Annotated in this window: 13 protein-coding genes and 1 pseudogene; 7 read left to right on the top strand and 7 right to left on the bottom strand. The window is 34.4% G+C overall.

What is annotated here, in order from left to right:
* Positions 1-23 precede the first annotated feature (23 nt).
* Positions 24-1,373 carry a serine hydrolase gene (locus J7574_RS03200; protein WP_290964119.1) on the bottom strand — a complete coding sequence of 450 codons (1,350 nt, stop codon included), beginning with the start codon at positions 1,371-1,373 and terminating at the stop codon, positions 24-26.
* A 219-nt stretch (positions 1,374-1,592) separates the two neighbouring features.
* On the opposite strand from J7574_RS03200, the gene J7574_RS03195 reads away from it, so the two are divergent.
* The 7 genes from J7574_RS03195 to J7574_RS03165 all read left to right on the top strand — a co-directional run bounded on the left by J7574_RS03195 (position 1,593) and on the right by J7574_RS03165 (position 6,269).
* Positions 1,593-2,807 carry an aminotransferase class V-fold PLP-dependent enzyme gene (locus J7574_RS03195; RefSeq protein WP_290964116.1) on the top strand — a complete coding sequence of 405 codons (1,215 nt, stop codon included), beginning with the start codon at positions 1,593-1,595 and terminating at the stop codon, positions 2,805-2,807.
* An 86-nt stretch (positions 2,808-2,893) separates the two neighbouring features.
* Positions 2,894-3,247, top strand: coding sequence for a hypothetical protein (locus tag J7574_RS03190; RefSeq protein ID WP_290964113.1), 354 nt, complete (start codon positions 2,894-2,896; stop codon positions 3,245-3,247).
* 2 nt (positions 3,248-3,249) lie between these two features.
* Positions 3,250-3,675 carry a SufE family protein gene (locus J7574_RS03185; RefSeq protein ID WP_290964110.1) on the top strand — a complete coding sequence of 142 codons (426 nt, stop codon included), beginning with the start codon at positions 3,250-3,252 and terminating at the stop codon, positions 3,673-3,675.
* Positions 3,676-3,807: 132 nt separating this feature from the next.
* The gene (locus J7574_RS03180) at positions 3,808-4,218 is read left to right on the top strand and encodes a GxxExxY protein (RefSeq protein WP_290964107.1); all 411 of its coding nucleotides are present in this window, start codon (positions 3,808-3,810) and stop codon (positions 4,216-4,218) included.
* Between the two features lie 95 nt (positions 4,219-4,313).
* Positions 4,314-4,637 carry an SUF system Fe-S cluster assembly protein gene (locus tag J7574_RS03175; RefSeq protein WP_017494560.1) on the top strand — a complete coding sequence of 108 codons (324 nt, stop codon included), beginning with the start codon at positions 4,314-4,316 and terminating at the stop codon, positions 4,635-4,637.
* 93 nt (positions 4,638-4,730) lie between these two features.
* A complete protein-coding gene (locus tag J7574_RS03170; RefSeq protein WP_290964102.1) occupies positions 4,731-5,240 on the top strand; it encodes a DUF2480 family protein in 510 nt (169 codons plus the stop codon).
* Positions 5,241-5,318: 78 nt separating this feature from the next.
* Positions 5,319-6,269 carry a DUF3078 domain-containing protein gene (locus J7574_RS03165; protein ID WP_290964100.1) on the top strand — a complete coding sequence of 317 codons (951 nt, stop codon included), beginning with the start codon at positions 5,319-5,321 and terminating at the stop codon, positions 6,267-6,269.
* Between the two features lie 48 nt (positions 6,270-6,317).
* On the opposite strand, the gene hflX is transcribed toward J7574_RS03165, so the two are convergent.
* The 6 genes and pseudogenes from hflX to J7574_RS03135 all read right to left on the bottom strand — a co-directional run bounded on the left by hflX (position 6,318) and on the right by J7574_RS03135 (position 14,300).
* Entirely contained in the window at positions 6,318-7,550 is a 1,233-nt protein-coding gene (gene hflX / locus J7574_RS03160) for a GTPase HflX (RefSeq protein WP_290964098.1), read from the bottom strand.
* Positions 7,551-7,715: 165 nt separating this feature from the next.
* Complete coding sequence (locus J7574_RS03155) at positions 7,716-8,573, bottom strand: hypothetical protein (RefSeq protein ID WP_290964096.1); 858 nt, start codon at positions 8,571-8,573, stop codon at positions 7,716-7,718.
* 137 nt (positions 8,574-8,710) lie between these two features.
* A pseudogene (locus tag J7574_RS03150) lies at positions 8,711-9,163 on the bottom strand (choice-of-anchor J domain-containing protein); the annotation flags it as partial.
* The gene (locus J7574_RS03145) at positions 9,154-10,047 is read right to left on the bottom strand and encodes a DUF5689 domain-containing protein (RefSeq protein WP_290964094.1); all 894 of its coding nucleotides are present in this window, start codon (positions 10,045-10,047) and stop codon (positions 9,154-9,156) included. The gene J7574_RS03145 and the pseudogene J7574_RS03150, both read right to left, overlap by 10 nt.
* A gap of 18 nt (positions 10,048-10,065) precedes the next feature.
* On the bottom strand, positions 10,066-12,885 hold the full coding sequence (locus J7574_RS03140; protein WP_290964093.1) for a TonB-dependent receptor: 2,820 nt from the start codon (positions 12,883-12,885) through the stop codon (positions 10,066-10,068).
* 194 nt (positions 12,886-13,079) lie between these two features.
* On the bottom strand, positions 13,080-14,300 hold the full coding sequence (locus J7574_RS03135) for an MFS transporter (RefSeq protein WP_290964091.1): 1,221 nt from the start codon (positions 14,298-14,300) through the stop codon (positions 13,080-13,082).
* Positions 14,301-14,398 lie beyond the last annotated feature (98 nt).

Genomic DNA, 14,398 nt, shown 5'->3' with positions numbered 1-14,398 from the left:
TTAGCGTCTTTGCGGTTAAATTTTTATTTCCCAACAGAAGCAATAACCTCCTTCAAAAACTCATTAAAATCAAATCCAGGTTCTTCTTCCCTTACTCCCATTCGTACAATTACCATATCGTTTGATGGAATAATCGCCACCATCTGACCTTGGTAACCGCTGCAATAAAACATATCACGAGGAACATCTGGGAATTTTCCGCCAGCGTTTAACCAAAACTGAGCACCGTATTTTCCTTCAGAAGTATTGGTTGGCGTTGCCGTGTATTTTACCCAGCTTTCGTCAAGAATTTGTTCGCCGTTCCAATTTCCTTTGTGAAGATATAATAATCCAAATTTTGACCAATCGCGCGGTGTTGCCCATCCGTAAGATGAACCAACGAAAGTGCCACTCATGTCTTGCTCAACGATCATGGAGTTCATTCCGATTTTGTCGATTACGGCGCTGTACCAAAAATCAAGATATTCTTGTTGTGTTTTAAATTGTCTTCTCAAAATCAGAGACAATAAATTGGTTGTTCCAGAAGAATAATTCCAATGTGTATTGGGTTTAAATTGCGCAGGTTTTTCTAATTGCACTTTTCCCATATCTTCGGCCTGAAAAAGCATTTTTGTTGCATCGGAGATCGTGCTGTAATTCTCTTCCCATTCTAAACCAGAATTCATGTGAAGCAAATCATTAAGCGTTATATTTTTCCGTTCGTCATTTTTCCATTCTGCAACTGGAGCAGGTTTATAAATATCAATTTTTCCTTGTTTTGCTAAAACTCCAAAAGCCGAACTTGTGATACTTTTTGTCATCGACCAGCCTAAAATTTTACTATCTTTATTAAATCCTGCATCATATTTTTCGGCAATTAAATGATCTTTATACAAAACTACAACGGCACGAGTTCTTTTAATTCTTCCTCCAGTTTTATCGAAAGCATTATCAACGGCTTTTTTCAATTTCGAATAATCAACATTTGAAAAGGCAGTATCTTTTGGCTCATTATTTCCGTAAGGAAAAGGAAGATTATTTTCTAATTTTGTTCTTTTTGGAAGCAGATACGGTTTGGAAACATCAAAATTATCATCAATCAAAGTTGCTCCAAGCCCTTCACGATAGATTGCTTTTCTTTCTTTTAATCCATAAACCGAAGAAATAGCAAATTTCCCAGCATCATCAATTGAGTTTTTAGCCAAATCAACTAAATTGATATCATTGTCGGTTTTCTGAATCAAATCTAACGGACGATTATCTATAAAATGTCCAGAGGCGACACTTTTTGCAGAGAAACCAGAAATCAAATCAAGTTTCGGATACGTTGTAAATCCGAAATATAAAAAAGCAAGAACCAAAACCAAAAGGAATACTTTGAGAAATTTTTTCATAGTGATTAGATATTTTTACTGCAATATAAATAATTTATGTTCACGATTTTAAGCATCAAAACAGAAAACCGTTTCATATAATTCAGAAAACCAAATTGATTTTTACGGAATAAACATTTACAATCTCAATCAATGGCGCCATAAAAGGAAATTATAGATTTGGCGTATAAAACAATTTAGTTTTAGTACTTTTGTAAATAGATTTTTTCTAAATAAGACATGCTAGATATTCAAAAAATAAGAGCTGATTTCCCGATACTTTCTCAAACTGTAAACGGAAAGCCATTAGTATATTTCGACAACGGAGCTACTTCGCAAAAACCACAAGTTGTAATTGATGCAGAAGTAAAATATTATCAAGAAATCAATGCCAATATTCACCGTGGCGTTCACACTTTAAGCCAGTTAGCAACTGATGCTTACGAGGTTGCGCGTGGAAAAGTAAAAGAGCATATCAATGCAAAACATGCTCACGAAGTGCTTTTTACTTCGGGAACTACACACGGAATTAACTTAGTGGCAAACGGATTTGCTTCTATTTTAAAACCTGCTGATGAAGTGGTTGTTTCTTCTTTGGAACATCATAGTAACATTGTGCCTTGGCAAATGTTATGCGAGAAAACTGGGGCAATCTTAAAAGTTATTCCAATCAATGACAATGGAGAATTGATTATGGAGGAATTTGACAAGTTGCTTTCAGACAAAACGAAAATCGTTACTGTAAATCATATTTCAAATGCATTGGGAATCATTAACCCAATTAAATATATCATTGACAAAGCTCATGCTGTTGGCGCTGCAGTTTTAATTGATGGTGCTCAAGCGGTTCCTCATTTAAAACCAGATGTTCAGGAATTAGATTGCGATTTTTATGCTTTTTCTGGTCATAAAATGTGCGGTCCGACTGGAACTGGAATTCTTTACGGAAAAGAAGCTTGGTTAAATAAACTTCCTCCTTATCAAGGTGGTGGCGAAATGATTAAAGAAGTGACTTTCGAAAAAACAACATACGCCGATCTTCCTCATAAATTTGAAGCTGGAACTCCAAATATCGCGGGCGGAATTGTATTAGGAACTGCAATCGACTATTTAAATAGTGTTGGTTTTGAAAATATTCAACAGTACGAACACGAACTTTTAGAACACGCTACAAAACGTCTATCTGAAATTGAAGGCATCAGAATCTACGGAACTGGAAAAAATAAAGCTTCTGTTGTTTCGTTTAATATTGACGGAATCCATCCGTATGATGTTGGTTCTATTATCGATAAATTAGGAATTGCGGTTAGAACAGGACATCATTGCGCACAGCCAATCATGAATTTCTTCTGTATTCCAGGAACAATTCGTGCTTCTTTCTCTTTCTACAATACAAAAGAAGAAATCGATGCAATGGTCGAGGCCGTGAAGAAAGCACAAACAATGTTAAGCTAAAAAAAACGAAAACTATGCGAATATTATCAATACTACTCTTAACTGTTTTTATAGCAGGCGGATGTTGCAGTCAAAAAAAGGCAAATATGAAATCAACTCAAATTGAATATTCTGCTCTTTCAAGAGGTTATTATAAAGTGATAACTGTACAGGACAAAAGTGTTTTGGTTGTTAAAGAACGTAACGCACAAGCTGTTAAAAGCATTATTGATGATGCAAAATGGAATAAAATTGTTGACGCCTTTTCAAAAGTGAATTTGGAAGGTCTTAGCACTTTAAAAGCGCCAACTGACAAACGAACTTATGATGGTGCTGCAATTGGAAATTTAAAAATAGTAAAAGACGGAAAAACGTATGAAACTCCAGGTTTCGACAACGGTTTTCCGCCAAAAGAAATCGAAAAATTAGTTAATTTACTAGTTGATTTTTCTAAAGAATAATTATGACGATAAAAGAAATACAAGACGAAATAATAGACGAATTTTCAATGTTTGATGACTGGATGCAGCGTTATGAATACATCATCGAACTAGGAAAAAGTCTTCCGTTAATCAAAGAAGAATACAAAACCGACGATAATTTAATCAAAGGCTGCCAGTCGAAAGTTTGGTTGCAAGGTGAACAACAAGATGATAAAATTGTTTTCACGGCAGACAGCGATGCTATTTTGACAAAGGGAATAATCGCAATTTTAATTCGTGCTTTCTCTAATCAAAAAGCAAAAGACATTTTGGAAGCTGACACCGATTTTATTGACGAAATCGGATTAAAAGAACATTTATCTGCAACACGCGCCAACGGTTTGGTTTCGATGGTAAAAAACATCAAAATGTATGCTTTGGCTTTTGATGCTAAAAACAAAAATTAAAAGATTAAACCATATAAGTAATATAAGAAAATTTAAGTTTTGCTTTAAATGAACTTATGTCATTTATATGGTTAGAAAAAATTCAAGTAAGTTTTATCTTTCTTTTTATTTGTATTATTGCTAAAAAAAGTAATGATTACAAAGAAATATTTGACTGATTTAGTTTACAAGGTAAATGGAGCGGCGATTGAAGTTCATAGAAAAATTGGAGCAGGACTTTTAGAAAGCATATATCATCAATGCATGATTAAAGAACTTTCTATAAGAGGAATTAATTTTGAATCCGAATTGAAAATTCCTGTTGAATATAAAGGTTTGCAATTAGAATCAGATTTAAGATGCGATCTGTTTATAGAGAATTGTTTAGTTCTTGAATTAAAAGCAGTCGATCATATAATTCCAATTCATGTTGCTAAACTAATGTCTTATATGAAACTTCTGGAGTCTCCAATAGGATTAATGATAAATTTTAATGTAACAAATATTTATCACGAAGGTCAAAAAACATATGTCAACGATCTATATCGCTGGCTAGAAGAATAAAAATAAATTTATTAAACCATACAGCAATATAAGAAAATTTAAGTTTTTGCTTTAAATGAACTTATATTACTTATATGGTGAAAAAAAACAAAAAAATGGAACAAGAAATAGACACAAACGAATTAGGAGAATCAATTGTAAAAGTTTTAAAAGGCATTTACGATCCTGAGATTCCTGTAGATATTTACGAATTAGGATTAATTTACGATGTAATGGTAAATACTGATTACGAAGTAAAAATCTTAATGACCCTTACTTCGCCAAACTGTCCGGTTGCCGAAAGTTTGCCAAGAGAAGTAGAAGAAAAAGTAAAAACAATAGAAAACATTAAAGATGTAGACGTTGAAATTACTTTCGATCCGCCTTGGAGCAAAGATTTAATGAGCGAAGAAGCAAAATTAGAATTAGGAATGCTTTAAAAATATTTTGTTTCAGGTTTCAGGTTCCAAGTTTCACGTTTTGTATGTTAACTTGAAACCTGAAACTTTAAACTTGAAACAAAACTTTTCATTATGGAAGAAATTATCAATAAAGTTGCCAATAGTGCTTTAGAAGTTTTTGATCTTGAGGATTATTATCCAAAAGGAATTCGTGCACAGATTGACATTTCACAATGGCTTTTGGAAGGATTTTTATTGAAAGAAAAAGACTTTAGAGAGCATCTTAAAAACCACGATTGGTCGCAATATCAAGATCAATACGTAGCTGTACATTGCAGTACAGATGCTATAATTCCTGCTTGGGCATTAATTTTAGTAAGCGTTCATTTGGCGCCTTTTGCCAAAAAAGTCGTTAACGGAACTATTGAAGATCTTGACGCAAGCCTTTACGAAGAGATTTTAAGTACAATCGATTATTCTGCCTACAAGGGCAAACCAGTTATTGTAAAAGGCTGTTCTAGAAAACCAGTTCCTATGAGAGCTTATATTTTGGCGACAAATTACCTACAGCCATTTGCAAGAAGTATTATGTACGGAGAAGCATGTTCTGCCGTGCCATTATACAAAGAATCTAAGAAATAACCTGCAATAATAGCATAGTATCCCTCAACTTTCCATTGGTTTTTAGTATATTTGATTATACACTCTAAACTAAAAACCATGAGAAAGCTGATTTTATTACTTTTCATTTTAGTAAACCTCACATTCGTACAAGCCCAAAACACAGAAAAAGAACTTGCGCAAAATACCGAAAAAGCCGTAAAAAAAATCAATGATACCATTGAAAAAGAAGGCTGGAAGGCAAAAGGAACCGTATCACTTTTATTAAACCAATCAAGTTTCAATAACTGGATTGCTGGAGGTGAAGATAGTTTTTCTGGAACACTCGGAATCAATTACGACTTCAACTACAAAAAAGACGATTTAACTTGGGACAATAAAGTTCTCGCATACTATGGTTTGCTTCAAACCAAAAATGCCGATTTCGAGAAAAAGACCGATGACCGTTTCGAATTCAACTCAATCGTCGGAAAGAGAGCATTTGGAGAATGGTACTATTCTTATTTCGTAAACTTCAGAACGCAATTTACCACAGGGTACATTTACGGACAGGATGCAAACGGAAAAGAGATTAGAACCGAAAACACTAAATTCATGTCTCCAGGTTATCTAACAACGGGCCCTGGTATTTATTGGTCAAAAGATGAAAATCTTAAGATAAACTTTGCTCCGCTAACCTCAAAATTCACTTTTGTAGACAAAGCATACACCACAGCCATCAATCCAGATACAGGTTTACCTTATCCTGATGGATACTATTTTGGTGTGGACTCTGGCAAGAGCATGCGCTACGAACTCGGATTTTATGCTTCGGTATATTACAAATTGGCCATTATGACCAATGTAACAGCCGAAAATACTCTGAATTTATATTCTAATTATTTAGAAGACCCACAAAACATAGACATCAATTATTCCTTAAACATTGTCATGAAAGTAAATAAATTTCTATCGGCAAATTTCTCTTTCCAAACTATCTATGACGACAATGCTTTTCAAGGATTCCAAACCAGAGAAGTATTTGGTTTAGGAATTAATTTTGGATTTTAATATCAGAATCTAAATAAAAAAGCGCTCCAATTGGAGCGCTTTTTTATTTTATTCTTCATCTTCTTTTTCAACTGCATCCTTATAGTCAGGATACAAGAAATTGTTGTACGGGAATCTCGTTATGTGAATCTGGCGAACGGCTTCATAAACCGTTTCTCTAAATTCCTCAAAGTTTTCTTTATTTCTGGCAGAGATAAATAATGCTTTGTCCTCGCCTACATTACTCATCCACGTTTGTTTCCATTCGTCAAGAGTATAATGTTTACGAGTTCTTTCGGTAATCAAATCATCCTCGTCAATAGTAAGGTGTTTGTAAGCATCGATTTTATTAAAAACCATAATAGTTGGCTTGTCGTTGCTTTTTATCTCTTGCAAAGTCTTGTTTACAGACTCGATATGATCTTCAAAATCTGGATGCGAAATATCTACCACATGAAGCAATAAATCGGCTTCTCGCACCTCATCTAATGTACTTTTAAACGAATCTACCAATTGTGTTGGCAGTTTTCGAATAAATCCAACCGTGTCAGAAAGTAAAAAAGGAAGGTTTTTAATCACCACTTTTCTAACGGTTGTATCTAAGGTTGCAAATAATTTGTTCTCAACAAAAACATCGCTTTTACCAATCGCATTCATCAAAGTTGATTTTCCAACATTGGTATATCCAACTAGAGCGACACGAACCATTGCGCCGCGATTGCTTCGCTGAATACTCATTTGCTTGTCGATCGTTTTGATTTTATCTTTCAGCAATGAAATTCGGTCGCGTACAATACGTCTATCGGTTTCGATCTCCGTTTCTCCAGGTCCACGCATACCAATACCTCCTTTTTGACGCTCAAGGTGTGTCCATAAACCCGAAAGTCTTGGCAATAGATATTGACATTGCGCCAATTCTACCTGCGTTCTTGCGTATGAAGTTTCGGCTCTTTGCGCAAAAATATCCAGAATCAAGTTAGTTCTGTCTAGGATTTTGCAGTCGATAATTCTTGAGATGTTTTTTTGCTGTGATGGCGTTAATTCATCATCAAAAATTACAGTCGATATTTTATTTTCTTTTACAAAAAGATTGATGTCGTCAATTTTCCCCGTTCCCACAAAAGTCTTTGGGTTAGGGCGTTCCATTTTCTGCGAAAAGCGTTTAATAACTTCACCTCCAGCAGTAAAAGTCAAAAACTCCAATTCGTCTAAATATTCATTTAGTTTTTCTTCACTTTGATTCTGAGTAACAATACCAACGATAACTGTTCTCTCAAAATTTATAACTTCTTTTTCTAACATAGTCTTGAATAAGCTGCAAATTTAATCATTTGTCTGCTACAATCAATTATACAATTTTGTTTTTACATTTATATCAGGAGAATAAATGCCAAAAAAAATGGAACCCGTCGAGATAAACCCAACTAAAGTTCCACTTTTCAAATGAATGGTCTAAGTTTAAAACCTTTATTCGTAAATAAACGTTTTTTCCGTTTTCACAATTCCGTTTTCTTCTATTTGAGAACAAGAAATTGGGTAATTTAATTTGTTATATTTGTATTTTCTGCTCACCGCAACCAAAGCTGTAGATGATGGGCTGAAATTCATTTCGTTATTATATGAGATTGATTCAAACTCAAATTCTTCTTCGTGATACGAAATCATTGGTACGATTACCTTGTAATTATCACCAAAAAGACTTTGAACAATTAACTGATCAACCGATTTTTTATCATCGTAAGTATATGATTTAGAGATCTTATCTCCAACCAATCCTCTATGTCTTGATACGTTATCGTTTACATAAACATATTCTAGTTTTCCAATAATTGCCTTGTTTCTATCTCGTGAAGTACGTCTTACAATAATTCCGTTTTCAACAAGATATTCAATATCATCTACTAAATTCTGATGATTCGTGCTCTTTTTCGTAGTTACTTTTATCCTTGCGCCTTCATATACAAACGAAACAACTTTTGTAATATAGTTTGGCCCTTCCTGATATTTTTTTACAAATTTGGTAATATTATTATCCGCATCGTAAGTATAATTTATTACTTCTTTCCAATCACTTCCCACCTTATCTTTTACCGTCATATCCAGCAAACCGTTTTTGTTGTAATAAAAATGCTGAACAACATCTGATGTAGTAATGGTTTGAAGTTTACCCTCTTTAAAAGCGAATGTCTTATTAACAATTTCGCCGTCTTTAGAATTTTGGTAATTTGTTTTTACAATGTTAATCTGCTTTAGTTTAACGTTGTCTTGACTGTGCATCAAGAAAGGAAACACCATCATAACGATGGCAATAAAGTAGGTTCTCATATTTGTTTTTGTATTGATTTGGGGTGACCAAAGTACAAAATTCAATTAGATTTTAACAATTTGAAATACAAAAACTACAAACTTTTCAATAATACTTTAAAAATCAACACATTATTTCCATTATTCCAAATTAGTTTCTATTTCTCTCCAAAAATCTTAATATCATCGACCATAAAAGCGCCATTTAGTGTTTTATCTTTTCCAGATCCTATGTATTTAAAAGCAACATTGATGTTTCCAGAATAAGCTGAAAGATCAATTCCGCCAGAACTTATAAACTCTCGGGAAGGTGTTGAAAGTGTTGGCACTTTTGCTTCCACTTTGGTCCATTTTGCTTTGGTTACGCTTGCGCCATCAAAATTGCTCGAAATATATACTTCTAGTGTATTTAATGGCGAATCTACTTTTAAATCATGCTGGGCGCTTCTAAACGAAAGAACCGCATTTTTATACCCTGTGAGATTTATTTTTGGCGAGACTAGCCAAGCCACATTCTCAGCAGCTGTTGTGCTTGTTGTATTAAATTCGGCATAACCGTTTCCAGAATAAACCATGCTTTTCCAAAGTTTTGATGCTTTTTCTACAATGTTGCTCCAGCCCGGAAGTGCAAAATTGACGTTGTTTTTAACCGACTGAAAATCTTCAGAAAAAACGGAGTATTTCTTTTTCCATTCATCACAATATCACTTTCGTAACGAACCATAAACTGATAATCTGAACCAAATTTGGTCAAAATTCCCCTTGCTTTTCCGCTTCCTTCAGGCACAAAATGATCGGCAAACTTGGCGTAAGCACTTGTTCTAAAAATAACTTGATTACCAGTTTTATCTCTCAAATACCAATTGGTCGATCCTCCAACATTATTAGATTCTTCAAAATAATGACGTCCTAATGCTGCTTCAGTAAACTCGACATCATTTAATTCAATCAGAGTATTCAATTTAGCATCTGAAAGTGCTTCTTCTACAGAAAGCGATTTTACCAACAAACTCTCATTTATAGTTGTACACGAAGCACTTAATACATTTCTATATTCATTTTGAGAAATTCGTCCAATTGTTGGATCTCCCGTATTGCTTACATACAAACTTCCAATTCTTAAACCTCCATAATACAAATCTGTAAACTGGTTTTTGAGTTTTACATATACTTTATTCCCTACACGATAATCAATATAAGTATTTGTGGCATCAATAGAAGCACTAAATCCAATAGCAGGTATATTTTCGGTTGCTTTAGTTTGCAATGAAATTGTTTTGAAAAAATTACCACCTTCATCACTAGAGACTACATAAGCTTCTATAACATCATCATATAAATATTGCTTGGCTGTCGTTCCTGAAAGTTCATATACTTTTTCGACTGTTTTGTTTACTGTAAGATTGGGCTGTGTGCAAGCTAACGTAGGATTTTCAACTTCTTTAGCACAACTAGATAACAACGCCAAAACAAAAAATAAAATTAGTTTTTTCATAACAAATAAATTTTCAGTTTATAAACCGATTGTAAGATTTAGAAAATAAGTTCGACCATAACCATAATAATATCTTGACCCAAAAGAGGGTGTTCCGCTAGACATGTCTTGATTTAAAGCTCTAAAATTGGCATTTCTTGCTTGTTCAAATCCGCCTGTTTTATACGTTAAATCCAAAACATTGTTTACGCTCGCAAAAAGTCCGACATATTTTTTATGAATGCGCCAAGATTTGCCTGCGCTCAAATTCAGCAATGTAATGGGCTCAAATTTTTCTTGTTTTAATAATTCATTTCCCCTTTCGGAAGTTGCTTCTGGAAAAGGAAAACCATTTGCCGGATTGATGTAAAATTGAGATGTTCTAGAAATTGGCGAAACATCGATATAGCTATCTGCCAAATAATTGATATTCGCTCCAATCCACCAAAACTTCGGATCACGATATTCTAGTCCAAATGAAAATGCTTGCTGTGGTGTTCCTGGCTGTTTGTAATTTTTTAAAAAAGCTTGCCCAAATTCAAAAGTGGTTTTTACGCCGTCTTTGGCTCTGTTGGCGTCGTTGGTAATGGTAACATTTGGATTACTGTTATAAAAATAATTTCCAAATGCTGCCGATAAAGTGGTTTTTAGTGTTGATGAAATTTGATATTCAAAACTTAATTCTGCTCCTGTGTTTTTCTTATCTATTTTTGTCAAAGTCTGACTCACAAATGCATTTGTTGGATCAAACCCAGATCCATTCTCAAAAATTCCTTCAGCGTAGAAATAAGAAGTCTTGGAAGTATTTTTAATTAAAGTATAATAAGCAGTTAAACGCAATTTAAGTTTTGAAGAACGGTATACATAATTAGCTTCTGCACTGCTTATATTTTCACTTTCGATTCCGTCAACAACATTATTATTTAAACGTGCATTCGAAAAAGTATTCCTAAGTGAAGGTGCTCTGGTAAAATGTGCGGCGTTAAAAAACAGTAATTGTTTCCCTGAAATTTTATAGGTGAATCCGCCTTTGAAACCGAAATTCTCAAAATTAACTTTCTCACTTTTTCCCAATGAAGTTGTCAGATAAAGTCCGTTTTGATACAATCCTTTTCTCTCATAATCTGACATCGAATAAGATTGCGACAAGAAGAATTCTGTTTTGTTGTAAGCAAATTTAAATTGCGCAAAAACATCTAAGGCATTAGCCAGCAAATTATAATTATATCCGTAAATATCCCCTTTTCCAACTTTACGATTTGGATGCTGTAAATCTGATTGCGAAAGATTTCCTTTGTAAAACGGATCAATATCTTCGAAATACGCTCCGCCCAGAAGATCCAATAAATACTGAAAATTATGTGATTTTAAATTCTTAAAAGTAAATCCGCCATCAAAAGAAATATTAGGAGTAATCTGCGTGTTTAAATTTGAATTTACAGCAAAAGCATGATCGTCTGTTCGGTCTTGATAAAGCACATAATGGCTTTGCGCAGGTTCGTAGCCATTAGGTCCAAGTTTCTGATTGGCAAAATACATTTCGTTCCAATTGATCTGCGGATTTGCCAAAAAAGCTGTTTTATTCTTTTCTGCATTTTCATAATCTGGAGTAAACGCACCCAAAAATTCGCCTTGATCTTTCGCGTAAAGCGAACTAAAATAGCTTGGCATTTTTCTGTAATAAACTGGATCTGGACTATTGGCATTTTGATAATCAATATTGCTGTTTCCCACTTTTCCAAATTGGCACATTACACCCGAATTCAGATTGGTTTTATCATCAATTTTAAAATAATGATTGAGCATAAACAGCGGTTCTTCTACATTCTTGACCTTAGCATTTCGCTTTTCACCGTTCTGAAATCCCCAATACGAATTGTATTTTTCGCCCATTAAATCAGTAACTTCATTGGTATTGGCTGAATTCTTCCCACGTGAATTTGGCGTATAAAATCCTGTGAAATTGATAGAATGTTTATTGCTTAATTTCTTTTCAACACTCAAAAAGAAAGAATCTGCATCGAAATTTGTTCCTTCAAAATAACCTTCGTCTGCCCAGCGTTTTCCTGCCGAAATCACAAAAGCCCATCCAGAAGCATTCATTCCCGATGCATAAGTGCCAATTGCTCGCCATAAATAAGTGGTATTGCTTCCAGAAAAAGTAAGTGATGCTCCTTTTCGATACAAAGAAGCCCGAGTAAAAATCTGCTGAGTACCTAAAATGCCCCCAAAGGTGTAATTGGAAGCTGCGGTTCCAGCTGAGAATTCTTGATTGCGAAGCACATTATTTAGACCACCCCAATTGCCCCATTGCGGTCTGCCGTCGTAGATTTTATTCATTGGCATTCCGTTGAGCATTGTGATTGCATTTTCGCTATCTAAACCACGGACACGAAATCTAGCTTGCCCCCAATTGAATGCAGAAGCTTGCATAAAAGCATCTCTTGAAGATTGTAAAAGTCCAGATGTCATTTCAGACGAACTATTATCATCTGAAAAATCATTGTCTGATAGTGTTATCACTGCAGCAGGAACCTCATCTGAATAGGTATCTTCCAATTGTAAAATTCCAAGATCTATATTTTGTCCTGAATTGGAGAGTACCTTCAAAAGAAAATCTTTATACCCCTGACTTCTCAATAAAAGCAATTGTTCTTTTTGGGGAAATATATGAAGTTCGAATTTCCCTGTTTTGGATGTGAGCTGCATCACAGCAGTATTTTGTATGGTTACCACTACACTCTCTAGCGGACTTTGCGTTCGAGCATCAATAACAATTCCTGTTACCGTAATTTCCTTCTGCGAAAAAGCAAAATTAAAAAACCATATAAAAAAGAAGAGCGCGTATTTTTTTACCATTAAAAATTCCAATTTACTTTGAAAATAATCTTAGGATCTAGAAATCCTTCATTCAAAAGATAAAATTGGTTTTTGGAAAAAAGAGCGTTTAAAACTAAAGCTATCGCTTCAATTCAAATATAGACAAAATATTTAAAAACTAAATAAAATCTTACAAAATTATTTGATTTTAATAAATATTAATCAAGAAAGAGTTAGGCCGAAGTTCTAATTTTAGAAACCATAAAGGCAATTAGAACACCAAAAATTCCGATAAAGGCAAAAGAAAACTGTAATCCGAAACTTTGTGCAATATGTCCAATTACTGGAGGCCCCATTAAGAAACCTAAGAAACTCACACTCGAAACAATTGTTAAAGCTTCACCCGCAGGCACTGTAGGGTTCTTGCCCGCAATGCTATAAACCGTAGGAACGATCGTGGCAACACCCAAACCTACAAACATAAAGGCAATCGTACACGGAATAATATAAGGAAGAAAAACAGCTGTAAAAAGTCCTGCCGAAATCATTACACCACTAATTTGCATAACACGCTCGCGTCCAAATTTGTTGATTAATCCGTCGCCTAGAAATCTTCCGCTGGCCATCATAATCATAAAAGAAGTATAACCTAAAACTACCAATGGTCCTGGCGCTTTTACTATATCTTTAAAATAAACACCACTCCAGTCAAACATTACACCTTCACTAGCCATGCTGCAAAATCCGATTACTCCTAGCCAAAGCAGAGCGGTATCTGGTTTTACAAATAGTTTTTTGCCTTCTGGTTTTGGCTTTACTTTTTCTTTGGCTCTAACCAAAAATTTAAAGTTAAAGGCCACCATTAATAAAACAATTCCGGCTACAATCATAAAATGATGCAATGGACTTAAATCTAAAGCCAGCATTCCTAAACCTACCAATGCGCCCGTGAATCCAGCGAAACTCCACATGCCGTGAAAAGATGACATAATTGTTTTTTTGAACAAAACTTCGGTATAAACGCCTTGCGTGTTTACGGCAATATTGGCAAGGTTTCCAAACACTCCAAACAAAAATAATCCTAATGACAATTGCAAAGATGTTGTTGCCAAACCTAAATTGATTAAGCACAAAACATACATGATTAAAGAGAAAATCAAGACGCGGTGGCTGCCAAATTTGGTAACCATTTTTCCTGAAAAAGGCATAACAATAAGCTGTCCAACTGGAAGCGCAAAAAGTATAGAACCTAAATCGCCTTCCGTTAAATGCAGTGCAGTTTTGATATCTGGAATTCTACTGGCCCATGTGGCAAAACTCAAACCCATTCCGAAATAAAACATTCCAACAGCAAAACGAATTCGGTTTAAATACGAAGCTTTGGCTTCTCTAAATACTTTCTTGATTTTGGCTTTGGTCTGAAAAAGCGATAATGGATTAATGTTTATCAGCATATTGATTTTGTATTGGAATATTGTCAAAAATACTAAAAACGCTCGTCAAAGTGCATAAAGGCTGAGCTTATATACAATATACAACGTTATTGTTTATA

This window comes from Flavobacterium sp. (genome assembly GCF_017744675.1).
Lineage (GTDB): Bacteria > Bacteroidota > Bacteroidia > Flavobacteriales > Flavobacteriaceae > Flavobacterium.
This window is presented reverse-complemented; position numbering and strand designations above follow the sequence as displayed.